The 25,137-nt window shown below is 57.0% G+C and carries 19 protein-coding genes and 1 tRNA gene; 5 read left to right on the top strand and 15 right to left on the bottom strand.

The window, feature by feature from the left end; genetic code table 11:
- Positions 1–53: 53 nt before the first annotated feature.
- The 15 genes from DWV57_RS05540 to DWV57_RS05470 all read right to left on the bottom strand — a co-directional run bounded on the left by DWV57_RS05540 (position 54) and on the right by DWV57_RS05470 (position 18,306).
- Positions 54–884 carry an HAD hydrolase family protein gene (locus tag DWV57_RS05540; protein WP_120020210.1) on the bottom strand — a complete coding sequence of 277 codons (831 nt, stop codon included), beginning with the start codon at positions 882–884 and terminating at the stop codon, positions 54–56.
- Entirely contained in the window at positions 881–1,813 is a 933-nt protein-coding gene (locus DWV57_RS05535; protein WP_118527368.1) for an RluA family pseudouridine synthase, read from the bottom strand. The genes DWV57_RS05540 and DWV57_RS05535 overlap by 4 nt, the downstream gene beginning before the upstream one ends.
- Positions 1,814–1,816: 3 nt before the next feature.
- Positions 1,817–2,302 carry a signal peptidase II gene (gene lspA, locus DWV57_RS05530; RefSeq protein WP_120020209.1) on the bottom strand — a complete coding sequence of 162 codons (486 nt, stop codon included), beginning with the start codon at positions 2,300–2,302 and terminating at the stop codon, positions 1,817–1,819.
- Positions 2,303–2,392: 90 nt separating this feature from the next.
- On the bottom strand, positions 2,393–5,188 hold the full coding sequence (gene ileS, locus DWV57_RS05525) for an isoleucine--tRNA ligase (protein WP_120020208.1): 2,796 nt from the start codon (positions 5,186–5,188) through the stop codon (positions 2,393–2,395).
- Between the two features lie 39 nt (positions 5,189–5,227).
- Positions 5,228–6,061 (bottom strand): DivIVA domain-containing protein, encoded by an 834-nt coding sequence (locus DWV57_RS05520; protein WP_242959295.1) that lies wholly within the window; start codon positions 6,059–6,061, stop codon positions 5,228–5,230.
- Between the two features lie 21 nt (positions 6,062–6,082).
- Positions 6,083–6,901 carry a S4 domain-containing protein gene (locus DWV57_RS05515; protein WP_120020207.1) on the bottom strand — a complete coding sequence of 273 codons (819 nt, stop codon included), beginning with the start codon at positions 6,899–6,901 and terminating at the stop codon, positions 6,083–6,085.
- Positions 6,885–7,349: a cell division protein SepF gene (locus DWV57_RS05510; RefSeq protein WP_118527374.1), complete on the bottom strand. Its 465-nt coding sequence runs from the start codon at positions 7,347–7,349 to the stop codon at positions 6,885–6,887. Before DWV57_RS05510 ends, DWV57_RS05515 begins: the two co-directional genes overlap by 17 nt.
- 110 nt (positions 7,350–7,459) lie before the next feature.
- Positions 7,460–8,773 (bottom strand): HlyD family efflux transporter periplasmic adaptor subunit, encoded by a 1,314-nt coding sequence (locus DWV57_RS05505; RefSeq protein ID WP_243112306.1) that lies wholly within the window; start codon positions 8,771–8,773, stop codon positions 7,460–7,462.
- Between the two features lie 5 nt (positions 8,774–8,778).
- Entirely contained in the window at positions 8,779–9,723 is a 945-nt protein-coding gene (gene miaA / locus DWV57_RS05500) for a tRNA (adenosine(37)-N6)-dimethylallyltransferase MiaA (RefSeq protein ID WP_223387553.1), read from the bottom strand.
- A complete protein-coding gene (mutL, locus tag DWV57_RS05495; RefSeq protein ID WP_120020205.1) occupies positions 9,707–11,845 on the bottom strand; it encodes a DNA mismatch repair endonuclease MutL in 2,139 nt (712 codons plus the stop codon). The genes miaA and mutL overlap by 17 nt, the downstream gene beginning before the upstream one ends.
- Positions 11,846–11,888: 43 nt before the next feature.
- Complete coding sequence (mutS, locus tag DWV57_RS05490) at positions 11,889–14,504, bottom strand: DNA mismatch repair protein MutS (protein WP_120020204.1); 2,616 nt, start codon at positions 14,502–14,504, stop codon at positions 11,889–11,891.
- A 112-nt stretch (positions 14,505–14,616) separates the two neighbouring features.
- On the bottom strand, positions 14,617–15,024 hold the full coding sequence (locus DWV57_RS05485; protein WP_097775655.1) for a YlbF family regulator: 408 nt from the start codon (positions 15,022–15,024) through the stop codon (positions 14,617–14,619).
- Between the two features lie 52 nt (positions 15,025–15,076).
- On the bottom strand, positions 15,077–16,456 hold the full coding sequence (gene miaB, locus DWV57_RS05480; protein WP_120020203.1) for a tRNA (N6-isopentenyl adenosine(37)-C2)-methylthiotransferase MiaB: 1,380 nt from the start codon (positions 16,454–16,456) through the stop codon (positions 15,077–15,079).
- A 134-nt stretch (positions 16,457–16,590) separates the two neighbouring features.
- Positions 16,591–16,983: a transcriptional repressor gene (locus DWV57_RS05475; RefSeq protein WP_118527381.1), complete on the bottom strand. Its 393-nt coding sequence runs from the start codon at positions 16,981–16,983 to the stop codon at positions 16,591–16,593.
- A gap of 48 nt (positions 16,984–17,031) precedes the next feature.
- Positions 17,032–18,306 carry a replication-associated recombination protein A gene (locus tag DWV57_RS05470; RefSeq protein WP_118527383.1) on the bottom strand — a complete coding sequence of 425 codons (1,275 nt, stop codon included), beginning with the start codon at positions 18,304–18,306 and terminating at the stop codon, positions 17,032–17,034.
- Positions 18,307–18,489: 183 nt separating this feature from the next.
- Between DWV57_RS05470 and nth the strand changes: the two genes are divergently transcribed.
- The 5 genes from nth (at position 18,490) to DWV57_RS05445 (ending at position 25,068) form a co-directional block, all read left to right on the top strand.
- On the top strand, positions 18,490–19,179 hold the full coding sequence (nth, locus tag DWV57_RS05465) for an endonuclease III (protein WP_044953658.1): 690 nt from the start codon (positions 18,490–18,492) through the stop codon (positions 19,177–19,179).
- Positions 19,180–19,199: 20 nt separating this feature from the next.
- The gene (locus tag DWV57_RS05460; protein ID WP_005941717.1) at positions 19,200–19,439 is read left to right on the top strand and encodes a GlsB/YeaQ/YmgE family stress response membrane protein; all 240 of its coding nucleotides are present in this window, start codon (positions 19,200–19,202) and stop codon (positions 19,437–19,439) included.
- 165 nt (positions 19,440–19,604) lie between these two features.
- A tRNA-Thr gene (locus DWV57_RS05455) sits at positions 19,605–19,680 on the top strand.
- 568 nt (positions 19,681–20,248) lie between these two features.
- Positions 20,249–22,114 carry an ABC transporter substrate-binding protein gene (locus DWV57_RS05450; RefSeq protein WP_120020202.1) on the top strand — a complete coding sequence of 622 codons (1,866 nt, stop codon included), beginning with the start codon at positions 20,249–20,251 and terminating at the stop codon, positions 22,112–22,114.
- A 5-nt stretch (positions 22,115–22,119) separates the two neighbouring features.
- Complete coding sequence (locus DWV57_RS05445) at positions 22,120–25,068, top strand: PAS domain-containing hybrid sensor histidine kinase/response regulator (protein WP_118528859.1); 2,949 nt, start codon at positions 22,120–22,122, stop codon at positions 25,066–25,068.
- Positions 25,069–25,137 lie beyond the last annotated feature (69 nt).

Here is a 25,137-nt window from a genome sequence, read left to right as displayed (position 1 = left end):
CCTCCAAAAAGAAAGGCTTCTGCGAAAGAATTTGCAGAAGCCTTGCACAAATTTTACGCCAAATTTTCAGCATCCCGCACCATACGGTACAGCACTTCCACTGCAGAACCTGCCGCAGCATCGGTCAAAGTGACCTTTTGGGCAGCAAGACGCAGCTCAGCCGGGGCATCCGCAGCTGCGGTGCTCTGGCTGGAAGCGCGCACCATGTCCAGCATAGGCAGCCCTCCGGCAAGTACCAGCACATCTTCCGGGTCGATGCCCACCGGCATACACACGGCATCCAGCATTTCACGGCCAGAGACGGTTCTGGGGGTCAGGATCAGCGTATCCGCTGCGGCACGCTCGCCCAGCAGCACCGCTGTGCGGTCGCCCAGAGATTTTTCCAGCAGCGAGATCATGGGCACTGCCTTGCTGTCCTGATACAGCAGCACCCGCAGCACTTCTTCCCCCTTGATGTCTGCCGCGTTTGCCAGCAGATAAGGGGTCCATTCCTGCCGCAGATGACACTCCAATGCCTCGCTCATGCGCAGCACGCGGGTGGTACCGTCGGTCATCTGCAGGGCAATGCCCACGCCCTCTGCCACCGGCAGGCGGGCGAACAGGTCGGCATCCTGCCCGGCAAAGGTGCACAGCGGCTGGCGGGTGCCATCGGCAAAATGGTAGGCCATGGCACCGCCGCACACCAGCGCAGGAGCGCTGAGCCGCACACTGCCCAGAATGGACCGCACTGCCCGCGGCGTGCGCTGGGAAAACACCGTAAAACGTCCGCCGCGGCGGACGAACAGCTGCAGCACATCCCGCACCACCTGCGTCAGGTTGCCGTCGGCACCCAAAAGCAGATGGTCCAGATCACACAGTACAAGCGTTGAAGAAAGATGGTTCATACCGTTCCCCTCCTGAGCGTTGCAAGAAAACGAGTGAAGTATTCCGGCAATTCCGAATCGAACCGCAGATGTTCGCCGGTGATTGGGTGCACAAAGCCCAGCGTTTTGGCGTGCAGGCACTGGCCGTGCAGGCTGGTGATGCAATTGTGCGGGCCATATACCGGGTCGCCCGCCACCGGGTGCTGGATGGATGCCATGTGCACGCGGATCTGATGGGTGCGGCCGGTCTTCAGACGGCATTCCAGCATGGTAAAGTTGTTCAGCCGTTCCAGCACCTGATAGCCGGTATAGGCATATTTGGTGTGCGGCTCACTGGCCGGGTAGACCGCCATCTTTTTGCGGTCGGTCTTGCTGCGGCCCAGATTGCTTTCCACAAAGCCCTCATCTTGTGCAAAGCCGCCGTACACGATGGTGCGATACGCGCGCTCCACACTGTGCACCGCCATCTGCTGGGAAAGGCCGATGTGCGTTGCATCGTCCTTTGCCACCACCAGCAGTCCGCTGGTGTCCTTATCGATGCGGTGCACGATGCCGGGGCGGATCTCGCCGCCGATACCGGACAGGCTTCCCTTGCAGTGCCACAGCAGCGCGTTCACCAGCGTGCCGTCCGGGTTGCCGGGAGCCGGGTGCACCACCATGCCTTTGGGCTTGTTGACTACCAGCAGATGCTCGTCCTCATAGACGATTTCCAGCGGGATGTCCTGCGGCACGGCCTCAATGGGCTTTGCGTCCGGAATTTCCAAAAGGATGGTGTCGCCCGCCTTGAGCTTCAGGCTTTTGGCGACCAGCTTGCCGTTGCACAACACATGACCGTCGGCCACCAGCGCCTGCAGAGCAGACCGGGAAAGGCCGGTGTCCTCACCGCTCAGAAAGCGGTCGATGCGCTGGCCTGCCGTCTCCTGCTCCACCACAAATTCACGCTGTTCCATGGCTCACTGCTCCTTCGGGGACTGCCCGTTCTCAGCGTGCAGCTCTTCCAGAAAAATTACCAGCACCCAGAGGCCCACGCCCACACACACGCAGATATCCGCAAAATTGAACACCGCAAACTGCATGAACAGCAGATTGATGTAGTCCACCACCTCGCCGTTGAGCACACGGTCGATCAGGTTGCCGACACCGCCGGCAAGGATCAGCAGCAGTGCGGCCTGCTGCAGGTATCTGCCGCGGCTGCGGAAGAACAGCCCGTAGGCCACAAGGATCAGCGCTATGCTGGTAGCGATGATGAGGAACAGCTGCTTGCCGCTGAGCAGGCTGAACGCCATGCCCGGGTTGAGCACGAACCGCAGCTCCACCACATGGGGGATCAGCGGCATTGCACCAACGGGCTGCAGCACATTTGTGGCCCACAGCTTGATGACCTGATCGATGCCAATGAGTGCCGCAGCCGCGAGCAGATTAAAAACAACAAATGCCATAGGATACTCCCAAAATCATTCAGTATAAAAAACGGCGCTCCCCGGTATAAGGGAGCGCCGCCCTTTAAAACATTGTTTTATGCGGAACGCTTAGGCTTCCACAACGCTGGCGCAGCGTGCGCACAGGGTGGGATGTGCGGCATGGCTGCCGATGGAAGAAGAATACTTCCAGCAGCGCTCGCACTTTTCGCCGGTGGCATGTGCAGCAGCAACACCCAGGCCCTCGACAGCACTTGCAGCGCCGCCTTCGCCCTTGACCAGCTCTACCTGAGAGACGATCATCAGGTCGGCCAGCTCGTCCATGGGGATGCTGTTGAGCAGGCTGTACACAGTATCATTGCAGTACAGGGTGACGGCAGCCTCCAGAGAAGCACCGATGACCTTTTCGGCACGGGCCTGCTCCAGAACCTTCTTCACCTCGTCACGGACGGCGATCAGCTGTGCCCACTTTGCCTTGAAGGCTTCATCGGCGGCATACTGGCCGGCCTTGGGCATCTCCTCAAAGACAACGTACTGGTTCATGCCCTCGGTCTTGGGCATGAAGTCCCAGATCTCCTGACTGGTGAAGCACAGGATAGGAGCAATGATCTTGTCCAGAGCCACAAGGATCTTGTACATGGTGGTCTGAGCAGCCTTGCGGCCTGCGCCGTTGGTGCAGTACAGGCGATCCTTGGTCACATCCAGATAGAAGTTGGACATTGCAACAACGCAGAAGTTGTACACTGCATGATAGACCTTGTTGAAGTCGTACACAGCGTAGCCTGCGCTGGTGTTGACCATCAGGTCATCCAGAGCAGCCAGTGCCCAGCGGTCGATCTCCTGCAGCTGATCGTCAGCCACACAGTCGGTGTTGGGATCAAAGCCGTCCAGATTGCCCAGAATGAAGCGGGCGGTGTTGCGGATCTTGCGGTAAGCCTCGCTCAGCTGCTTGAAGATGTTCTTGCCGGCACGCACATCCACGGTGTAGTCGGAAGAAGCCACCCACAGACGGATGATATCAGCGCCGTAGTCCTTGATGATCTCGCTGGGCTCCACGCCGTTGCCGGCGCTCTTGTGCATCTGCTTGCCCTGCTCATCCACGACCCAGCCGTGGCACAGAACAGACTTATAGGGTGCGCAGCCCTTGCTTGCAACGCTGGTCAGCAGGCTGGACTGGAACCAGCCGCGGAACTGGTCGCCGCCCTCCATATACATATCAGCCGGGAAGCGCAGTTCCGGACGCTCCTCCAGCACAGCGGCGTGGGTGGAGCCGGAGTCGAACCAGACGTCCATGATGTCGGTGTCCTTGGTCCACTCGGAAGCACCGCACTTTTCGCACACTTCGCCTGCGGGGATGATCTGCTCGGCTTCGTACTTATACCATGCATCGGAACCTTCCTTGCGGAACAGGTCGCTGACAGCCTTGATGGTGGCATCGGTGATGTGGTAGGTGCCGCACTTCTTGCAATAGAATGCGGGGATGGGCACACCCCAGGTGCGCTGGCGGCTGATGCACCAGTCGTTGCGGTCGCGCACCATGCCCTTCATGCGGTCATGGCCCCAATCCGGCATCCAGGTAACGGTGTCGATGGCCTTGTAGACATCCTCGCGGAACTTTGCGATGGAGCAGAACCACTGTTCCGTTGCACGGAAGATGATGGGGTGATGGCAGCGCCAGCAGTGCGGGTACTGATGCTTGATGTGCACCTGACCCATGACAGCACCGGACTCGGTCAAATCGGCCAGAATGGTCTTGTTGGCAGCCCACACGCGCTGACCTGCATACTTACCGGCCAGCTCGGTCAGATAGCCGCCATCGTCCACGGGGACGGTGATGGGCACCTGCGGATACTTCTGGCAGACGTTGAAGTCGTCCACGCCGTGGCCGCCTGCGGTATGGACACAGCCGGAACCGCTTTCCAGCGTGACGTGATCGCCCAGAATGACCCAGCCCTCCTTGGGCAGGTAGACGTGGTTGTAGCGCATCAGCTCAAACTCGGCACCGGAGACCGGCTCACCCACGATCTCGTAGTTCTCGATGTGGCAGGCATCCATGACGCTCTTGACCAGTTCGGTGGCCATGATGTGGAACTCATCGCCGATCTTGACGAAGGAGTACTCGAACTGGCCGTTCAGGCAGATCGCCTCGTTAGCGGGCAGAGTCCAAGTGGTGGTGGTCCAGATGACGAAGTAGGTCTTGTCCATCGGGATGCCGTGCTTTGCCAGCACACCGTTGGGGTCCTGAGAGACGTGGAAACGCACGAAGATGGAATCGCAGTCGTCCTCGCCGTACTCGATCTCGGCCTCTGCCAGAGCCGTGCGGCAGTCCGGGCACCAGTACACGGGCTTCAGGCCCTTGTAGATGTAGCCCTTCTTTGCCATCTCGCCAAAGATCTCGATCTGGCGTGCCTCGAACTCAGGCTTCAGGGTCAGATACGGATGCTCGAAATCGCCGATAACGCCCAGACGCTTGAACTGGTCGCTCATGATATCGATGTGCTCGGTAGCAAACTTTTCGCAGATCTGGCGCAGTTCCAGCTTGGAAATGTCCTTCTTCTTATCACCGACGGAGGACAGAGCCTTCAGCTCGATGGGCAGGCCGTGGGTATCAAAGCCGGGCACATAGGGAGCCTGAAAGCCCTCCATGTTCTTATCGCGGATAATGATATCCTTGATGATCTTGTTCAGGGCAGTACCCATGTGGATATTGCCGTTTGCGTACGGAGGGCCGTCGTGCAGGATGAACTGCGGCTTGCCCTCGTTGTGCTTCATGAGCTGATTGTACAGGTCGTTGTCGTCCCAATCCTTCAGCATGACCGGCTCCTTCTTGGGCAGGCCGGCACGCATTTCAAACAGGGTCTTGGGCAGGTTCAGAGTACTATCGTACTGCGATTTGTTCTTAGCCAATGGTTTACACTCTCCTCTATATTTCCTTATGGGGTTGCCTTACTCGCTGAACTTGACACCCTGAAAAGCATCGTAGTCCGGCTCGTCCGGCTTAAAATCAGCAGGAGGCGCGGGCGGCGGGTCCAGCTTGAGCTGGCTCTCATCCTTTGCCCAGAAATCCTCGCTGCTGTCAGCTGCCTTGTCGTCGTCATTTTCAACAACGGCAGCAGGTTCTGCATCTTCCTGTGCGGGCTGTGCAGGCTCTGCTTCCGGCTCCTGCACGTCCGCTGCCTGCGGCTGGGCTGCAGCGGCAGGCTCACTTTCCTCTGCAGCAGGCTCTGCCTGTTCGGCATCCTGTGCAGCCGTTTCCTTCTGGAACTCCGGCAGACGGCTCAGCGACTCCACATGGCTGCGGTACAGGTTGAGCACATCAGACTTGAAGCGGGTCACTTCCAGACGCACGCGGTCATACTCGCGCTCCTCTGCAAGGCGCTTCTCGTTTGCTTCGTTCTCGATCTCGTCTGCACGGTCGTTTGCCTTCTGCAGCAGTTCGTTGGCATCGCGGATGATATCATCACCGCGCAGATTTGCACGATGGATGATCTCTTCTGCTTTCTGGTTTGCTTCGCGGATGACATTTTCGCCCATGCGCTGTGCATTGATCAGCGCGCTCTTGAGCATTTCACCATCTGCCTCAAAGCTCTTCAGTTCATCGTGCAGCTTCTGGTTTTCAGCAGTCAGGTCCGCAATCTGCTTGCGAAGCTGTTCCGCCTGCGCATCGTCTTCCCGCAGCTGTTCTTCCACCTTATCCAGAAAACGGTCTACGTCCTCTGTGCGGTAGCCGCGGAGGTTTTTCTCAAATTGCACAGAACGGACATCCTGCGGAGTCAGCATAGTCATTTCCTCCCGTTGCTTTTAATATTGAAAAAATTCGATGATTGACCGATCTTTTCTGCTTTTGCCGGGCAGTGCAGTCAGGTTGAAGCGGCCCTTGCCGCGCACCGTGAACACATCGCCCTCATATACCTGCGCATGAGGTTTATCCGCCGGCAGGTGGTTGATCTCCACCCTGCCCGCCTCGATCAGTTCCGAAGCCTGTCCTCGGCTGCAGTGCAGCATAGCTGCCAGCACAGCGTCCAGCCGCAGGGACGATACCGTTGCACTGTGCATCTCACGCTCCGCCTGCGGAAACTGCGGCACCTCGTCCAGCGTCAGCAGTTCCGTGGTCAGCTCCGTGTGTCCAGCCTGAAACAGTTCCCGGCAGATCAGCTGTGCTGCCGGTTCCAGCGCAAACACATAAGCTGTGCCCGGCTGATCCTCCGGCAGAACGATATCTCCCAGCGCCTCGCGCCGCAGCTCAAGGCCCATCAGACTGCCCAGGTAATCCTTGTGGGCGGGCAGCGCAGCCCCCGCCTGTGCATGGCATTGCAGCCGCACACAGCAGATGGGTGCTTCGCCGCAGCTGTACTCCGGCTCGATACAGAGCACCCTGCGCTCCGCATTCAGCCAGCCGCCCTCAAACCGGAAGCCCTCCTGCACACCGGCACGGCCCAGTGCCGCGCGGGCCAAGTCCTGCTCGCGGTCACTCAGGAAAGCCGAATACCGCGCAATGTCCCGGGAAAAGGCCGTGTGGGCCAAGTCCTCGATATGGCGCATGAGATAGCGTTCTTCATCGGTACGCGCAGGGATGAACCCGCGCGCCGCCTTGGGCTGCGGATCAATAGAACGCGCCATTGTTCTCCAGCTCGTCCAGCAGATCACCCATGATATCCACGTTGTACGGAGTGATGATGAAGGTGCTGTTGGCCACGCGCTTGATCTGGCCATTGTTTGCATATGCAACACCGGACAGGAAATCCACCAGACGGCGGGACACTTCCTTGTTGGTGGACTCCAGATTGAGCACCACGGTGCGCTTGTTGTTCAGGTGGTCAGCAATGGTACTGGCATCCTCAAAACGCTCAGGCTTGACCAGAACGACCTTGAGCTGAGTGGTGGCATTGATGTTGACCACCTTGCCGTTCTTCTTGGCACCCTCAACAGGCTCTTCATTTTCGTCGTCAGCACCAAGGCCGGTGCCATTGTTATTGTTTACCATCTGGGGGCCATCGTCAATGTACTGATCCTCGTAATCGTCTTCCTGGTCAAACAGACCTTTCTTAATGCTGTCAAGCAAAGACATACAATCTGCTCCTTTCATTCGGGCAGCATGGCGCTGCCTGGCGTTCTTTGCAAATAGATGCAAATAATAGCTTTATCTATTATCGGATTTTTTGCCTCAGATGTCAATAACTACAAAAGCTTTCCATCATACAAATTTTGTCCGGAAACGATTATTTCGTCATAAAGCCTCACCTTGCTGACCGAGCCCTCGGTCCCTTCGGGCAGAACAAGGATGTAATCGCCGTCCGTGATGAGTGGATGGTCTGCGTCCACCGGGTCGATCCGGCAGAAGCGGGCAATGTTGCCAAGTTTCACGTACACACCGGGAATGTAGTTTTCGCCCTGCGTTTGTGCCTCGGTGCCATCCTCTTTTAAATAGTGCACAGCCGCAGCAGGCACCCGCAGGCCGCTGCGCTCTCCTACCGAGATGCGTGCTGCAGCCCGGTTCAGGCAAAGCACATCGCCGTTGATGGAGTTGCAGGCAAGCACAAAGCGGGCAAGGCCGCTGTCCTGATCGATCTCCACCTCGGTGACGGTGGCCTTGAGGCTGTTCTCCACCTGACCCGGGAAGCTGATCTCCACCGCTGTGCTCAGCGGCTTGCCGTTCTGACCCAGCAGCTTTTCGCCCTGCTTTGCAGTGCACACGCCCACATAGCGCCATGTGAACCCTGCCACGATCTTACCGGCGCAGCCGTCCAGTGCCAGCAATGGGTCGGACTGCAGATAGCCCTGCAGCTCCTGTGCGTTCAGTGCAAGGATATCATCGGCACTGGCATTGAGCCGTCCGCTGCTGGAAGAGCGCACAAAATAGCCGGTCTGCGGTGCAGTGATCTGCGCCGGGCTGCCCAGCTGCGCCTGCACGCTCTGGGACTGCTGGACCAGCGCAGTGATCTGATCGGTAAAGTTTGCAGCTTCGCCCGTTACCACCCAGAGCTTGTTCTGGGCCAGCAGGTAGGCATTGGCATCATCATCCACCGCTTCATAATCGCTGTCGTCCAGCGTATCCAGCAGGTCATACAGCGCAGAAGAACGTTCTTTTAAAAGGGTATCCAGCTGCAGCGCAGAAGTGTTCTGCGATTTTTGCAGCAGGTCGATCTGATCATTCAGCTGGTTCAGCTGCAGGCGCAGCGAAGCCTGAGAAGCGTTGCTGTACACCTCTGCCACTGCGGTGCCCGCTGAAACGCGCTCGCCGTCGGCAGCAAGATATCCAAGATTCCCGCTGCCTGCCACATAGCTTTCGTCGAACAGCAGAACTCCGTCGGCTTCCACCGTATCCGAAATAACCGCAGGCAGCGCAGTCTCATAAACATTCTGCGGGAACAGGATATGTGCGGCCTGATACACCACATAAATTGCTGCCAGCAGCAGAAACGCGATCAGCACGCCTGCCAGAGTGGTAAGCACATGCGGTGCATGGCGTTCCTTCTGGGTCTCATCCGGCATATCGATCATCCTTTCGCTAAAAATTCGCTCGTTTTGCGGATGGCAGTCTGCACTGCATCCGGTGCACCGGCATCCAGCCAGACCACACCGTCCATATGGCGGAACCAGGTCAGCTGGCGCTTGGCATAGTTGCGGGACGCCTGCTTGAGCTTTTCCGTGCAGGCTTCCAGTGGAGCCGTCTGCTCAAAATACGGAAAGAACTCCTTGTATCCGATGGCCTGCGCTGCCGTGCGGAAGCTTTCCCGGTTCTGCCAGACATGCTCCGCTTCCTTTATAAGGCCCGCTTCCAGCATTTTGTCCACACGTAGGTCAATGCGGCGGTAAAGTACCGCGCGCTCTGGGAAATCCAGACCGAGGATCAGGCTGCGGTAGGGCCGCTCCGGTGGGAGAGACTCTGCCTTCTGTTCGCTCAGCTTTTTGCCGGTGGCACGATAATGTTCGAGCGCGCGCAGCACCCGCACCTGATTGTTCGGGTGGATAGCCGCAGCAGCTTCCGGGTCGGCCTGCTTCAGTTCTTCGTACATGGCAGCACCGCCTTTTGCAGCCAGTTCCGCCGCCAGTTGCTCCCGCAGACCGGCAGGTGCTTTTTCCTCTGTAAAGCGCACCCCATACAGAAAGCTCTGAACATACAGCCCTGTGCCGCCCACAAGGATGGGCAGCTTCTTCCGGGCAGAGATCTCTTCTTCCAGCTTTCCGGCCATGGCGGTAAAGTCTGCCACGCTGAAAGCTTTGTCCGGCGTAAGGATATCCACGCCGTGATGCGGGATACCGCAGGTCTCCTCCGGTGTCACCTTTGCCGTGCCTATGTCCAGACCTTTATAGATCTGCATGGAATCACAGCTGATGACCTCGCCGGAAAAATGTTTTGCAAGCTCTACGCCCAACGCCGTCTTTCCGGTTGCGGTAGGGCCGACGACGGCCACCACGGGATGTTTATACGATGCGTCCAAACTGCTTTTCCAGCTCCTTCCGGGTCAATTTGAGTACGCAGGGGCGGCCATGCGGGCAGAACGGCGGCACCTCGCCGGAAAGGATCTTTTCGGCCAGCGCCAGCAGTTCCTGCGGCGAGGACTTGTCCCCCGCCTTGATGGCTGCACGGCAGGAGATGGAATGCAGCACCCACTCGGTGTGCTCGTTCAGCGCATCATGGCCGCCCTTGAGCAGCTTATTTGCGATCTCCACCAGCAGACTTTCCGTATTCTGCGGCTCCACATCTGCGGGCACCGCGCGCAGCACCACGGTATTGCCGCCAAAGTCCGCGATCTCAAGGCCCGCATTTTCCAGCAGAGGAATGTTATCCAGCAGGGCCTGCTTTTCCTCCGCAGCAAGGTCGATGGCAGCAGGTTCCAGCAGCATCTGGCTGGGCACATTGCCGTAGTTCGCGGCCAGTTTTTCGTACAGCTGGCGCTCGTGGGCAGCGTGTTTATCGATCAGGCACAGCTCGTCGCCGCGTTCTGCAAGGATATATGTTCTGAACACCTCGCCCACATAGCGCAGCGGCTCCGGCTGATCCGCCGTCGGATCAAAGTTCATCTGCTCCGGCTCGGCCAGTATAGTTTCCTGTTCTGCCGCTTCCGGCGCATCCGGTTCTTTTTCTGCACAGGGTGCACTCTCAGGTTCTTCCTTTGGTGCTTCCTGCGCAGGGTTCCACGCTGCCATATGGTCTTGAGGCGAATGCAGTTTTGTCTCACCAAATTCCAGTTCCACATCCAGCTGTGTTTCACTTGCTGCCGCACGGAACGGCTCTGGTGCCTTTGTCGTTTCCAGCTTCGGGCTGTGAAGGGTCACGAACGGATCCAGCATATCCTCGTTCTGAGCACTGCCTTTCCAGCGCGGCACACTGGGTGCTGTCGGTATTTGCATTGCAGCAGACGGGGCAGGCTGCTGCGGTGCTGCGGCGGGTTTTGCCGGTTCCCAGTGCTGCTGTGGCAGAACGCCCGGGTCTGCCTGCCCCCGAATGATCGCGGAAAGACCTGTAAAGTTATTGTTCTTTACATCATTTTTGATTATATCAGTGTCTTTTTTTAAATTTTCAGCTTTTTCTTCTTTGTCTGCTTCAAAAGTAAAAAGCCGTTCACCGGTGCCGGGCTGAGCCAATGCCAGCTTGACGGCATGATACACCACATCAAAAACATCATTTTCGCGGGCAAAGCGGGCTTCGATCTTGGCCGGATGCACATTGACATCCACAAGGTCGGCCGGCATTTCCAGCAGCAGAATGCCGCCCGGGAACTTGCCCTGCATCATGGTACCCTTGAACGCCATCTCCATACCGGCCATCATGGTGCGGTTGCGCACATAGCGGCCATTGATGTAAAAATGCTGCATGCTTCGGCTGGCGCGGCAGCTTTTGGGCGGGGTGACCAGACCGGTGATGCGGTACACGCCCTCCTGATTTTTCAGCTCAATGAGGTCCCGGCTGAACTCCCGGCCCAGCACCGCATAGGCTGCACCGCGCAGCTGGCCGTCGCCGGGCGTGACATACTGCAGCTTGCCCTCACGGATGAATTTGACGCTGACTTCCGGGTGACTGAGCGCCACATGGGTAACTGTATCCGACACAAAGGTGCCCTCGGAGGAGTCCTTTTTGAGGAACTTCATGCGGGCAGGCGTGTTGTAAAACAGATCCTTTACCCGGATGGTGGTGCCCACAGCTCTGGCACCCGGCTCACGAGAGACCTCTTCCCCGCCCTCAATGCGGTAGACCGTGGCAAACTCGTCCACCTCGGTTCGGGTGGTCAGCTCTACACGGGCCACGCTGGCAATGGATGCCAGTGCTTCACCGCGGAAGCCAAGCGTATGGATGTTGGTCAGATCGTCCGGTGTTTCAATTTTGCTGGTGGCGTGGCGGATAAACGCCGTGGAGATATATTCTGCCTCGATGCCGGTGCCGTTATCGCTGATCTCGATCAGCTTGACACCGCCGGATTCAATGCTGACGGTCACCTGCGTGGCACCGGCATCAATGGAGTTTTCCAGCAGCTCCTTAACAACGGATGCCGGACGTTCGACCACCTCACCGGCTGCGATCAGCTCGGCTGTGTGCTTATCCAGAACATGGATCACTGCCATGGTGTTTTCCCTCCTTGTATGGTCTGGGTCAGGTAGAGCAGTTTCATCTGTTCAGGCTGCCCTTCAGGGTCTTTTTCAGCTCGTAGAGGAAGTTCAAAGCCTCAATGGGGGTGAGTGTTTCCACATCCAGAGCTTCCAGCTTGTCCATCATCTCGCTGGGCACAGCCGGAGAGTTATACTCCTGCAGGGCATCAAAATCCATCTGCTCTACTTTATTTTTAGGTGCAGTTGCTTCCAGCGCGCGCAGCACCTCATGGGCGCGGCGGGTCACACTGCCGGGCAGGCCTGCCAGCTTTGCCACCTCGATGCCGTAGCTGTCATCCGCCGGGCCGCGCACGATGCGGCGCAGGAAGGTGATGTCCTCGCCGCGTTTTTTTACCGCAATATTGTAGTTTTTTACGCCGTCCACGCCGCCTTCCAGTTCGGTCAGCTCGTGGTAGTGGGTGGCAAACAGAGTCTTGCAGCCAAGGCCCTTGGCGGGGTCTGCAATGTGCTCCACTACGGCGCGGGCAATGCTCATGCCGTCAAAGGTGGAAGTGCCGCGGCCGATCTCGTCCAGCACCACAAGGCTTTTGGCGGTGGCATTTTTCAGGATCTCCGCTACCTCGGTCATCTCCACCATAAAGGTGGACTGACCGGCAGACAGGTCGTCCGACGCACCGATGCGAGTGAAAATGGCATCCACCACACCCACATGGCAGCTGGAAGCCGGTACAAAGGAGCCGATCTGCGCCATCAGCGCAATCAGTGCATTCTGGCGCATGTACGTGGATTTACCTGCCATGTTGGGGCCGGTGATGATCAGGCAGCGGTCTGCACCACAGTTCAGGGTGGTATCATTGGGCACAAACAGGCTGCCTTTCAGCATCTGCTCCACTACAGGGTGACGGCCCTCGGTGATGGTCAGCTCGTCACTGTCGTCCACGATGGGACGGCAGTAGTTGTTTTCCGCTGCCACCTGCGCCAGCGCCGTGAGCACATCCAGCTGGGCCACCGCATTTGCCGTGCGCTGGATGCGGTCCAGCTGAGCGCTGATGCTTTCCAGCAGTTCGCTGAACAGGCGGTGCTCCAGCGTGATGAGCCGTTCGTGGGCACCTAAGATCTTGCTTTCCAGCTCTTTCAGTTCCTGCGTGATGTAGCGTTCGCCGGAAGTTAGGGTCTGCTTGCGGATGTAGGTCTCCGGCACCATGCTCTTATAGGAGTTGCTTACCTCGATGAAGTAGCCAAACACATGGTTATAGCCGATCTTCAGCTTGGGGATGCCGGTCTCCTGCCGCAGGCGGGCTTCCAGCTGCGCCAGAACGCCCTTGGTATTGTCGCGGATGGAACGCAGTTCGTCCACCTCGGCATGGTAGCCTTTGGCAATGACACCGCCATCCTTGAGGGTAGAGGGCGCTTCCGGGTCCACCTCCGCATAAATACGGGCCTTGATGTCCTCCAACGGATCGATCTGTACTGCCAGTTCAGCAAGCTCCGGGCAGCCGCAGGCCTCAGCCTGCCTGCGCAGGCCGGGCAGCCGGTCGCAGGTCTGGGCCAGCGTATAGATTTCCTTGGGTGTGGCAGAGCCGTAAACCGTGCGGGTCATCAGGCGTTCCATATCCGCAATGTAACCCAGCTCTTCGGTCAGGTCGCCGCGGGCCATGGTCTGCTTGACAAGGCTCTCCACAGCGTTCAGGCGGTGGTTGATGAGTGCACTGGAAATAAGCGGCTGCTCGATCCAGCTGCGCAGCATACGCTTGCCCATGGATGTACTGGTCTTATCCAGCACCCAGAGCAGCGTGCCCCGCTTTTCGCGGCCGCGCAGCGTCTCGGTCAGCTCCAGATTGGCGCGGGTCACGGGCGAAAGACGCATGAACTGGGCCTTATTATAGGTTATGACCGTTTTCAGACGTTCCACGCCCTTGATCTGGGTATCGTGCAGATATTCCAGCAGTGCCGCCATGGCAAAGCGCACAAGGCCGTCCGCTGCAATGCCGGTGATCTGCGCCCAGTCGCGGCCAAACTGGTTTTCCAGCGATGCCGCCACAAGGCCCGGTGCATAGCGTTCCTCTTCGATCAGCTCCACCGAACAAGTCATATTCTTTTTGATGTACGCTGTCACCTCGCGGCAGTCCAGCAGACCCGGATTCATCAGCACTTCGCTGGGATGGTAGCGGCACAGCTCCGTAATGACCGCCGGGGCGATCTTGTCTGCATCCAGCTCTGTGATATGGGCCGTGCCGGTAGAGACATCCGCAAAGCACAAACCTGCTTTCTTTCCTTTGAGGAAGATACTGGCAATGTAGTTATTGCGGTCATCCTGCAGCATACTGCTCTCAATGACCGTGCCGGGTGTGACCACGCGGATGATGTCCCGCTTGACAAGGCCCTTGGCCTTGGCCGGGTCTTCCACCTGCTCACAGATGGCTACTTTGTAGCCCTTGGCGATCAGCCGCGCCACATAGCCCTCGTAGCTGTGGAAGGGCACGCCGCACATGGGCGCTCGCTCTTCCATGCCGCACTGCTTGCCGGTCAGGGTCAGGTCCAGTTCCTTGGATGCCGTCAGGGCATCGTCAAAGAACATCTCATAAAAATCGCCGATGCGGTAAAACAGAATTTCGTCCTTATGTTGTTTTTTGATCTCAAGATATTGCTGCATCATGGGCGACAGCTCTGCCATGGTTTACCCTCTCTCCCGTTCTATGGTTCTGTGCACAAGTTTGCGGCTTGTAACCGCTTTTGCAAACAAAACGCGGTCTGTTTTGCACAGCCGCGTTTTGTTTTTGCCGGTTTTAGTGGCAGCCGCCGCAGGTGGAGCAGCTGCCGGTGCAGGAAGCAGAAGGCTCCTGTACCGTCATGGGGTCGCCGCCATTCATGGCAGTGTTGATGATGGCATCGATATAGTTCACGAGGTTCTCGCAGTCACGCTTGGCCTCGTTGTAAGCCACCATGCCCTCGTTGCCCATGATCTGGCCGTACAGGCTGTTCACCTTTTCGTTCAGTTCGGCGATGCGGGCATCGTTGCGCTCGCTCTTGCCGATCTCATTGTTCAGATCCATGCGGGCGAGGTTGAACTCGCCGATCAGGTTCTGCAGCTCTTCGTCCTTATCGTTTGCCTTGCGGGTCTGATCCAGAACGAGGTAGCGGCTATCGGTCTGCAGCGCAACGGCTGCGCGCTTGAAAAGATCAATGCAATCCATTTGAATGGTCTCCTTCTTATTTATACGTTCAGGGGCACTGCCCCGGAATCACTCAGGCAAGCTCACCCAGCAGCACAGTCGCCCGTGCGCCCGTGAGATGTACGTTGGCATAGCTGCCCATCAGGGAAGCATCTGCCGTGAACTCCACCGTCAGGTTGTTGTCCAGACGGCCGGAGAGGGTGCCCTCATTGCGGCCAAAGCCCTCTACCAGTACCTTTACAGTCTGACCAACCTGCGCCTTGACCAGCGCCATGGCGATCTCGTCCTGCAGCTTGAGCAGGCGGGTCATGCGGTCGGTCTTTTCCTTACGGGGGGTGGGATCGGGCATTTCGGCAGCCTTGGTGCCGGTGCGCTTGGAATAGATAAAGGTGAACAGCTGCATATAGCCCACCTTCTGCACCAGTTCCAGCGTCTTGACAAAGTCCGCTTCGGTCTCGCCGGGAAAGCCAACGATGATGTCACTGGAAAAGGTGATGCCGGGCACCGTTTTGCGGGCGTATTCAATGAGTTCAAGATACTGTTCCACGGTGTAGTGGCGGTTCATCTTCTTCAGCAGTTCATCGGAGCCGCACTGCACCGGCAGGTGCAGGTGCTTGCACAGCTTCGGCTGGGCGGCAATGGTGTCGATCAGCTTGTGGCTGGCATCCTTGGGGTGGCTGGTCATAAAGCGGATGTGGTAATCGCCGGGCACCGTGCACAGCAGGTTGAGCAGATCAGAAAAGTCCACCTTTTCTTCCAGACCCTTGCCGTAGCTGTTGACGTTCTGTCCCAGCAATGTGATCTCCTTATAGCCTGCCTCCACAAGACCGCGGAATTCAGCAAGGATATCACCGGGCTTGCGGCTCTTTTCGCGGCCGCGCACATAAGGCACGATGCAGTAGGTGCAGAAGTTGTCGCAGCCGTACATGATGGGCAGCCATGCGCGGAACTCGCTCTCACGCCGGATGGGGATATTCTCCACGATGACCGGGCGCTGGGCGGGCTCCATCAGCACACGCTTATGCTTCTGCAGCTTCTGGGCAATGAGCTGCGGCAGGGTGTCGATGCCGTCCACGCCAAACACAAGGTCAACGTAAGGATAGCTCTGGCGCAGCTTTTCTACCACGTGCTTCTGGTTGGCCATGCATCCGCACAGGCCGATGATGAGATCATGCTTTTTTTCCTTGAGTCCCTTCAGGGCACCTACGTTGCCGAACACACGCTGCTCGGCATGCTCACGCACGGCGCAGGTGTTGAAGAGGATCAGGTCTGCATCCTCGGGCTTATCGCACAGGCCATAGCCGATGTCCATCAGCACGCCCTTGATCCGCTCGCCGTCGTTCACGTTCTGCTGACAGCCATAGCTGTGCACAAAGGCCAGCGGCGGCGTATCATAGGCCTGCTTTACCAGCTCAGCGGCAATGTTATTATGTTCAAAACTAATGTATTCCAATCAAACCATCCTTCTCCGCCGGACCGAAGTGCCCTGTGCGGCGAAAATCTACTTGCACTTTCTGAAAAGAGCCTTCTCTATAGTATACCCTGTTTATACGCTCCGGGCAAGAGGTTCCGTGCAAATTTTATGGTTCAGTGGGCGTTTTCCTGCGCCTGCTTCTCGCAGCAGGCCTCGCATACGCCGATCAGCACAACAGCGCAGTCCTGCACATGGCCCTTCTGGTTTTTCACCAGCTTCATTACCTGCTTTTCGTCCACCTCGGCATCGTTCACGCTGCCGCACACGGTGCAGTACAGATGGCTGTGCCAGGGCAGCGTGTGGTCAAAGCGGTCAGCCTTGCCTGGAATGGACACCCGGCGCACCCGGCCCGCATCCACCAGACTATTCAGGTTACGGTATACGGTGCCAAGGCTCAGCCCCGGGCACTCCTTCACGGCTTCATCGTAAATTTCCTCGGCAGTGGGATGATCGCACAGGTTCTGTACCGTCTGCATGACCAGCTCACGCTGTTTGGAATATCGCATATCGTTCTCCTTTTTCTTTGTTTTTTGGTTTTGGGTGTAAGGCGTGGCTCAGACGTTCTCTTCGCCCTTGATCTTTGCCCAGTAGGCACGGGCTGCCTGTTCATTTTTGTTATCGCCAAAGGTGTAATATTTCACGTCCTTGATGGCATCTGGCAGGTATTGCTGTTCCACCCAGTGATGGTCGTAGTCATGGGCGTATTTGTAGTTCTGGCCCTTCACCAGAGCATCCTCACCATCACAGTGTTTGTTCTGCAGCTGCCGCGGGATGGGCCCGGTGCGGCCCGCCTGCACATCCGCAATGGCCGCGTTGATGGCATCGTGGGCACTGTTGGACTTGGGACTGGTGGCCACCAGAATGACGGCATCTGCCAGCGGGAGCCGTGCTTCCGGCAGGCCCACCATGTTGGCGGCATCAATTGCCGCCTTCACAATGGGGATGATCTGTGGATAGGCAAGGCCCACATCCTCGCAGGCACATACCATCAGGCGACGGCAGGCCGAGGGCAGATCTCCTGCTTCCAGCAGACGGGCCAGATAATGCAGCGCCGCATCCGGGTCGGAGCCGCGCATGGACTTCTGGTAGGCTGACACGATGTCGTAGTGGTCATCGCCCTCCCGGTCATACCGCATGGCAGTGCGGCGGGTGACCTGCTGGATCATTTCCAGCGTAATGTGCTTTTCCCCATCCTCAATGGGAGCTGCCGTCACCGCAAAATCAAGACAGCCCAGCGCCTTGCGCAGGTCGCCGCCTGCGCTCTCGGCAAGGTAGGCACAGGCATCCTCGTCCATGCAGACCTTTGTGCTCTCCCCTTCCGAAAGCTTTTTCAGTGCATTGTGCACCCCACGCTCCACATCTGCCGCCGAAAGCGATTTGAACTCAAACACCGTGCAGCGGGACAGCAGCGCATTATAAATGTAGAAGTACGGATTTTCGGTGGTGGATGCAATGAGCGTGACCGAGCCGTCCTCAATGCATTCCAGCAGGCTCTGCTGCTGTTTTTTGTTCAGGTACTGGATCTCGTCCAGATACAGCAGGATGCCTCCCGCACCTGCCAGCGTGCCGATATCCTTGAGCACCGCCTTGATATCCCCGGTTCCGCAGGAAGTGCCATTGAGCTTATGCAGCGTCATACCGCTGTTTTCTGCAATGATGCGCGCCACAGTCGTTTTTCCGGTACCAGACGGGCCGTAGAAGATCATGTTCGGGATGCGTCCGCTCTCGATGGTACGGCGGAACACCCTGCCCGGTGCCAGCAGATGCTGCTGACCGCAGACATCTGCCAGTGTTTTGGGCCGCAGACGCTGTGCCAGTGGTTCGTTCATCGTGTTTTCCTCCTCCCGTACCGAGGCGCGATTCCCCCAGCATTTTTCTATAGTATATCGCATTTTGGCAGTAAGAGCAAGGTTTTATCTGAAAATCATTCTCAGATAATTTTTGCCCGCAGTTTACAAAAAACGCAAAACATGGTATTATCGTATCAGCTTTTGTTGATGGGAGTGGATGAAATGCCTGTTCGCAAAAAGGCACCAGAAGACCTTACTGCAAAAAAGGCGCTGGCGCTGGAAGTGATCGACCGGTTAAAAAAAGAATACCCAGATGCCGGCTGTACATTGGATTATGACCACGCCTGGCAGCTTCTGGTCAGCGTGCGTCTGGCAGCCCAGTGCACCGATGCCCGCGTGAACATTGTGGTGGAAGACCTGTTTGCCAAATATCCCAATGTTGCTGCGCTGGCTGCTGCGGAACCCGAAGACATTGAAGCCATCGTCAAGCCCTGCGGGTTGGGACACTCCAAAGCGCGGGATATCTCCGCCTGTATGCGGGTGCTGCGCGATAAATACGGTTGTCAGGTGCCCACCACCTTTGAAGAGCTGCTCGCCCTGCCCGGCGTAGGCCGCAAGAGCGCAAACCTTATCATGGGCGATGTGTTTGGCAAGCCTGCTATCGTAACAGACACCCACTGCATCCGGCTGTGCAACAAGATCGGCCTTGTGGACGGCATCAAGGAACCGCAGAAGGTGGAAATGGCCCTGTGGAAGATCGTTCCTCCGGAAGAAGGCAGCGACCTGTGCCACCGCTTTGTGATGCATGGTCGGGCAGTGTGCAATGCGCGCAAACCAGAATGTGAAAAATGTTGTTTGAAGGATATTTGCCGCTTTGCCCGGGAAACCGCCGGGCAGAGCGCAGAGCTTTAAAATTCAGGAGGTAGAATATTATGTTTGGTTTTATTTTCAGTCTGCTGATCGGCGCTCTGGCCGGTTACATCGCCGGCCGCATTATGGGCAGCGAAACTTCCACCGTGCGCAATATCGTGCTGGGCATTCTGGGCGGTTTTGTAGGCAGCATCGTGTTCGGCCTGATTGGTCTGAGCGCTACCGGCATCGTGGGTGAGATCCTCGTTTCCGTTGTGGGTGCCTGCATCTGCATCTGGATCGGCCGTAAGCTGTTCAACTGATTATTCTTGTGTGCAAGGCTGCTCTTCGAGTTTTTCTCGGAGGGCAGTTATATTTTTGCGTCACAGACGATTTGCACCTGTTCTGCCGCAAAATCAAATCTTGACAGCGCACAGGAAGTATGATAGAATATTTCTCGTTGCAGAACATGCAAGAAAATTTTATCTGCTACTGTGGCTCAGCTGGTAGAGCAGCTCACTCGTAATGAGCAGGTCGCCTGTTCGAATCAGGTCAGTAGCTCCAGAAATCCTACGAATTTACGTTTAAAATCGTAATTCCGTAGGATTTTTTTATTTAGTCTCGCAAGTTTTCGCAAAACCGCAGCATAAACCGCAACATCGCCCACAAAACAAGGCAAAATAAAACGCCCCGCAACACCATTTCATAGGGCGTTATGCGCATTTTTATGCTTTCTTTTGGACAGGCTCCTTGAGTTCACAATGCAGGTTTGTCAATGATGTGTTTCTGTGATGTTTGGTGTAGCAATTTAACTGTACCACAGAACGACTCATTCGTCTTTTTCACTTTGTAACACATCTATTGTAATCCCCTACAGTTTTTATGGATCAATCTATGAAATTTTATTGATAATCCTTCATGGGAGTGGTAAAATATTTTTATATCTCTGTCATTCTGTGCCCCTTCGCGGTAGAGGGAGAGCGCAAAACAGAAAAGACGCAAAAATTGCGGCATCCTTTCCGTGGGTGGGTTTTACAGCGCACACTCTTGCGGGCGGTGATGTATGATCAGTAAGCCAAAGCAGCCAACCGCAAGACGATGGCTGCCCAAGAAGTGTGAGGAGAAGGATCGGATGAAAACAAAAACATTGCGCCGCCTATTTTCCATGCTTGCGGCACTGGTGATGGGGCTATCCCTGCTCACCGGATGCAGCGGAAAAGATGCGGAACGAACACAGAAGCTGGAAGACGCTCAGACCATTCAGGTGTATCTGTGGAGCACCAGCCTGTACGAAAACTATGCGCCCTATGTTCAGGCGCAGCTGCCGGACGTGAACATTGAATTCATCGTAGGCAACAACGATCTGGATTTTTACAAGTTTTTGCAGCAGAACGGCGGTCTGCCGGATATCATCACCTGCTGCCGCTTCTCGCTGCACGATGCGGCACCGTTGAAGGACAGCCTGATGAACCTTGCCATGACCAATGAGGCGGGCGCTGTGTACAACACCTACCTCAACAGCTTCAAAAACGAGGATGGCAGTGTGAACTGGCTGCCGGTGTGCGCGGATGCCCACGGCTTTGTGGTCAACCGCAGCCTTTTTGAGCAGTACGATATTCCCCTGCCCACCGATTACGCAAGCTTTGCAGCGGCCTGTCAGGCTTTTGAAAAGATCGGCATCCGCGGCTTTACCGCCGATTACGCCTACGACTACACCTGCATGGAAACGCTGCAGGGGCTTTCCGCTGCCGAGCTTACCACCACCGCGGGGCGCAAGTGGCGTACTGCCTACAGCGACCCCGCCAACACCGCACGGGTCGGTCTGGACGACACCGTGTGGCCGGGGGCATTTGAGCGGATGGAGCAGTTCATTCAGGATACCCACCTTACGGCAGACGATCTTGCGTTGAATTACGACGATGTGACCGGGATGTTCCGGAACGGAGAAGTTGCCATGTACTTTGGCAGCTCTGCCGGCGTGAAGATGTTTCAGGATGAGGGCATCGACACCACCTTTTTGCCCTTCTTCAGCCAGAACGACGAACAGTGGATCATGACCACCCCCTATTTCCAAGTTGCCCTGAACCGGGATCTGGAGCAGGACACTGCGCGCCGCGAAAAAGCCATGAAGGTGCTGAACGTCATGCTCTCCGAACAGGCGCAGAACCGCATCGTCTCGGAGGGGCAGGACGTACTGAGCTACAGCCAGAACGTCCCCCTGCGCCTGACCGAGTATCTGAAAGACGTGCGCAGCGTAGTGGAAGAAAACCACATGTATATCCGCATCGCCTCCAACGATTTCTTTGCCGTTTCCAAGGATGTGGTCTCCAAAATGATCGCAGGCGAGCTTACCGCTGCGCAGGCGTATCAGGCCTTCAATGCCAAGCTCCTTGCCGAAGAGGAGCCTGCCGACAACGAGACCGTGCTGACCTCCGGGAAGGCCTATTCCAACGTATTCCACGCAAACGGCGGCAGCGCTGCCTTCTCCGTGATGGCAAACACGCTGCGCGGCGTGTATGGCACCGATGTGCTGCTTGCCACCGCAAACAGCTTTACCGGCAGTGTGCTGCAGGCGGATTATAACCAGAAAATGGCGGCTTCCATGATCATGCCGAACGGTCTGATGTCCCGCCAGCGCACCATGACCGGTGCGGAGCTGAAAGAGACCGTCCGCGCCTTTGTGGAAGGCTGCGAGGGCGGGTTTGTGCCCTTCAACCGCGGCTCTCTGCCGGTGGTCAGCGGCATTGCCGTGGAGGTAAAAGAGGCAAACGGCAGCTATACCCTGACCGGCATCACCCGGAACGGTCAGCCGCTGGGGGATGGCGACACCGTTACCGTGACCTGCCTTGCAACGGAAAAGCAGATGGCAGCGCTGCCTGCGAGCGAAAGCGGCACGTCTGCGGGCGAAGATACGTGGGTAAAAAACACATGGCGCGATTACGTTTCCGGCGGCAAGGCAGTGCTTGCAGAGCCTGAAAACTACATGACACTGAGGTGAGCGGGATGGCAGACGAAAAGCACGAATCCAAACGCAGCTGCTATTCCCGGCACAAGTGGCTGCTTGCCGCCGCTGCCATCCTTCTTTTGGTCTTTCTGGCAGCCGGTTTCAGCGTCCGGTACATCTCGTTTGTGTCGCAGACCATCTATCAGGAAAGCACCTCGCATCTGGAAGAGGTACTGTATAAATCCAATAGTATGCTGAAAGAGATGGTGCGCAAAAACCTGACCTATCTGCATCTGTACAACGGCTTTCTGAAAAGCACCTCGAATGAGGATGAAATTCAGGCATATATCGAGGAAGCACAGCAGGCAACCGGATTTGTTGACTTCTACTTTCTTTCCTATGACGGCAACTACACGACCGTGACCGGGGAAACCGGCTACCTTGGCCTGCAGACCAATCTGGACGAAAAGCTCTCCGATGGCGAGGATATCGTCGTGAATACGGCGCTGCCCGGCAAAGCCCCGATGCTTGCGTTCATCTGCCCCGAAACGCAGGGCAGCTACCGGGGCTTTGCCTACGATGCTGTTGCCATCACCTATTATAATGATGCTGTGCTGCGATTGCTGGACAACTCTGCTTTTCAGGGCAATGCCAGCAACTATGTGATCTACCCGGATGGGCGGGTGGTCATCGACAATTCCGTAAACCGCAAGGAAATCATTTACAACTTCATTGCGATGCTGCGCGACCATTCCGACCTTTCCGAGGAACAGATTCTTGCCCTTTCGGATGATTTTGCGCAGGGCCGCAGCGGAAACCTGAGGGTCAAACTTGGCGACATCAGTTATTATCTGGTCTACGAGAATACCGCGGTCCAGAACTGGACGATGGTGGGGCTTGTGCCGGTCAGCATCGTCAATGCCAGTCTGGATAAGCTGTGGTTCCACACGGTGCAGATCGTGGCGAGCATCGCCTTTGGCCTTGCTGTGCTGATCATCCTGCTGATCCTGCGCAGAAGCCATACGACCCTGCGCCGGAAGGACACTGAGATCCTGTACCGGGATGAGCTGTTCCAAAAGCTTTCGCTGAACGTGGACGACGTTTTCCTGATGCTGGACGCAAAAACCTCCAAGGTGGATTATGTCAGCCCCAACGTCGAACGGCTGCTGGGCATCCCGTGGAAAGAAGTGCGGCAGGATGTCCATGTTCTGGCGAACCTGCACCCGAAAGACGACCCGGACCGTGACAAGAACTTTCTGGAGAGGCTTCACCGCGGGGAACAACGCGAGTGGGATGCGGCGTATATGCATCAGGAGACAAAAGAGCTGCGCTGGTTCCACATCGTTGCCATGGGCAGCGATGTGGCAGGCAGGACAAAATATATCCTTGTCATGTCCGACCGCACCGCCGACAAACAGATAAACCAGGCGCTTTCGGATGCCGTTGCAGCTGCCGAAACGGCCAACCGCGCCAAGAGCACCTTCCTTTCCAATATGTCCCACGACATCCGCACCCCCATGAACGCCATCATCGGCTTTACCACGCTGGCACTCAGCAACATTGACGATAAAGACCGGGTGAAGGATTATCTTGCCAAGACCCTCGCTTCCAGCAATCATCTGCTTTCCCTCATCAACGATGTGCTGGATATGAGCCGTATCGAAAGCGGAAAGATCCATCTGGAAGAAGTGGAAGTCAACCTTTCGGATGTGCTGCACGACCTGAAAACCATCGTCAGCGGGCAGATCTACGCAAAGCAGCTGGAGCTTTATATGGATGCCATGGATGTGACCGATGAGGACGTCTACTGCGATAAGACCCGGCTGAATCAGGTACTGCTGAACCTGCTGTCCAACGCCATCAAGTTCACCCCGGCGGGCGGCACGGTCTCGGTGCGGGTGCGGCAGCTTGCCGGAGCGGTGCGCGGCTGCGGGCAGTACGAGTTCCGCGTCAAGGACAACGGCATCGGCATGAGCCAGGAGTTCGCCAAAAAGATCTTTGAGCCGTTTGAGCGGGAGCGCACCTCCACGGTAAGCCGGATCCAGGGCACCGGCCTTGGCATGGCTATTACCAAAAACATCGTGGATATGATGGGCGGCACCATCGAGGTGCAGACGGCGCAGGGCAAGGGCAGCGAGTTTATCATTCGTGTGCCGATGCGTGCGCAGGCCGAGCACCGTCCGGTGGAAAAGATCACCGAACTGGAAGGCCTGAAGGCACTGGTGGTTGATGACGATTTCAACACCTGCGACAGCGTGACAAAGATGCTGGTCAAGGTGGGAATGCGTGCCGAGTGGACCCTTTCCGGCAAGGAAGCGGTGCTGCGTGCACGGCAGTCCATCGAGATGAGCGATGCTTACCATGCCTATATCATCGACTGGCGCTTGCCGGACATGAACGGCATCGAGGTCACCCGCCAGATCCGCAGCCTGAACGATGATACGCCCATCATTATCCTGACCGCCTACGACTGGTCCGACATTGAGGTGGAGGCAAAGGCTGCCGGTGTGACCGCCTTCTGCTCCAAGCCCATGTTCATATCCGACCTGCGCGAGACCCTGATGAACGCCATCGGACAGACACAGACGGATGCGGCGCAGGAGCTGCTGCCGGAAAAGAACACCAACTTCAAGGGCAGGCACATCCTGCTGGTAGAGGACAACGAGCTGAACCGTGAGATCGCGCAGGAGATCCTGTGCGAGTACGGCTTCCGGGTCGATACGGCGGAAAACGGTGCCGTGGCGGTGGAAAAGGTAAGCACTGCCGCACCGGGCAGCTATGATCTGGTGCTGATGGATGTGCAGATGCCAGTGATGGACGGCTATACCGCCACCCGGCAGATCCGCGCACTGGGCAACCCTGCACTGGCAAAGATCCCGATCCTTGCCATGACTGCCAACGCATTCGATGAAGACCGCCGCAATGCCTTGGAAAGCGGCATGACCGGCTTTTTGTCCAAACCCATCGTGATCGGCGACCTTGTGCAGGAGCTGCGCAAAATTTTGTAACAAGCCGCCTGTCAGGCATAAAAAAATAAAGCACCCACAGCAATTTGCTCACCGGAGATTCAAAACCTC

It is taken from the genome of Faecalibacterium sp. AF10-46, assembly GCF_003604105.1.
In the GTDB taxonomy this organism is placed as follows: domain Bacteria; phylum Bacillota; class Clostridia; order Oscillospirales; family Ruminococcaceae; genus Faecalibacterium; species Faecalibacterium taiwanense.
The sequence above is the reverse complement of the archived record's forward strand: the minus strand, read 5'-3'. Positions and strand labels throughout refer to the sequence as shown.

Excerpts from the sequence above, each read along its gene's own strand:
- DWV57_RS05540 (WP_120020210.1), bottom strand. The coding sequence starts at position 884 with ATGAACCATCTTTCTTCAACGCTTGTACTGTGTGATCTGGACCATCTG.
- DWV57_RS05535 (WP_118527368.1), bottom strand. The coding sequence starts at position 1,813 with ATGGAACAGCGTGAATTTGTGGTGGAGCAGGAGACGGCAGGCCAGCGC.
- lspA (WP_120020209.1), bottom strand. The coding sequence starts at position 2,302 with ATGGCATTTGTTGTTTTTAATCTGCTCGCGGCTGCGGCACTCATTGGC.
- DWV57_RS05520 (WP_242959295.1), bottom strand. The coding sequence starts at position 6,061 with ATGCTGACTCCGCAGGATGTCCGTTCTGTGCAATTTGAGAAAAACCTC.
- DWV57_RS05515 (WP_120020207.1), bottom strand. The coding sequence starts at position 6,901 with ATGGCGCGTTCTATTGATCCGCAGCCCAAGGCGGCGCGCGGGTTCATC.
- DWV57_RS05510 (WP_118527374.1), bottom strand. The coding sequence starts at position 7,349 with ATGTCTTTGCTTGACAGCATTAAGAAAGGTCTGTTTGACCAGGAAGAC.
- DWV57_RS05505 (WP_243112306.1), bottom strand. The coding sequence starts at position 8,773 with ATGCCGGATGAGACCCAGAAGGAACGCCATGCACCGCATGTGCTTACC.
- mutL (WP_120020205.1), bottom strand. The coding sequence starts at position 11,845 with ATGGCAGTGATCCATGTTCTGGATAAGCACACAGCCGAGCTGATCGCA.
- mutS (WP_120020204.1), bottom strand. The coding sequence starts at position 14,504 with ATGGCAGAGCTGTCGCCCATGATGCAGCAATATCTTGAGATCAAAAAA.
- DWV57_RS05485 (WP_097775655.1), bottom strand. The coding sequence starts at position 15,024 with ATGGATTGCATTGATCTTTTCAAGCGCGCAGCCGTTGCGCTGCAGACC.
- DWV57_RS05475 (WP_118527381.1), bottom strand. The coding sequence starts at position 16,983 with ATGCGATATTCCAAACAGCGTGAGCTGGTCATGCAGACGGTACAGAAC.
- DWV57_RS05470 (WP_118527383.1), bottom strand. The coding sequence starts at position 18,306 with ATGAACGAACCACTGGCACAGCGTCTGCGGCCCAAAACACTGGCAGAT.
- nth (WP_044953658.1), top strand. The coding sequence starts at position 18,490 with ATGCCTGTTCGCAAAAAGGCACCAGAAGACCTTACTGCAAAAAAGGCG.
- DWV57_RS05460 (WP_005941717.1), top strand. The coding sequence starts at position 19,200 with ATGTTTGGTTTTATTTTCAGTCTGCTGATCGGCGCTCTGGCCGGTTAC.
- DWV57_RS05450 (WP_120020202.1), top strand. The coding sequence starts at position 20,249 with ATGAAAACAAAAACATTGCGCCGCCTATTTTCCATGCTTGCGGCACTG.
- DWV57_RS05445 (WP_118528859.1), top strand. The coding sequence starts at position 22,120 with ATGGCAGACGAAAAGCACGAATCCAAACGCAGCTGCTATTCCCGGCAC.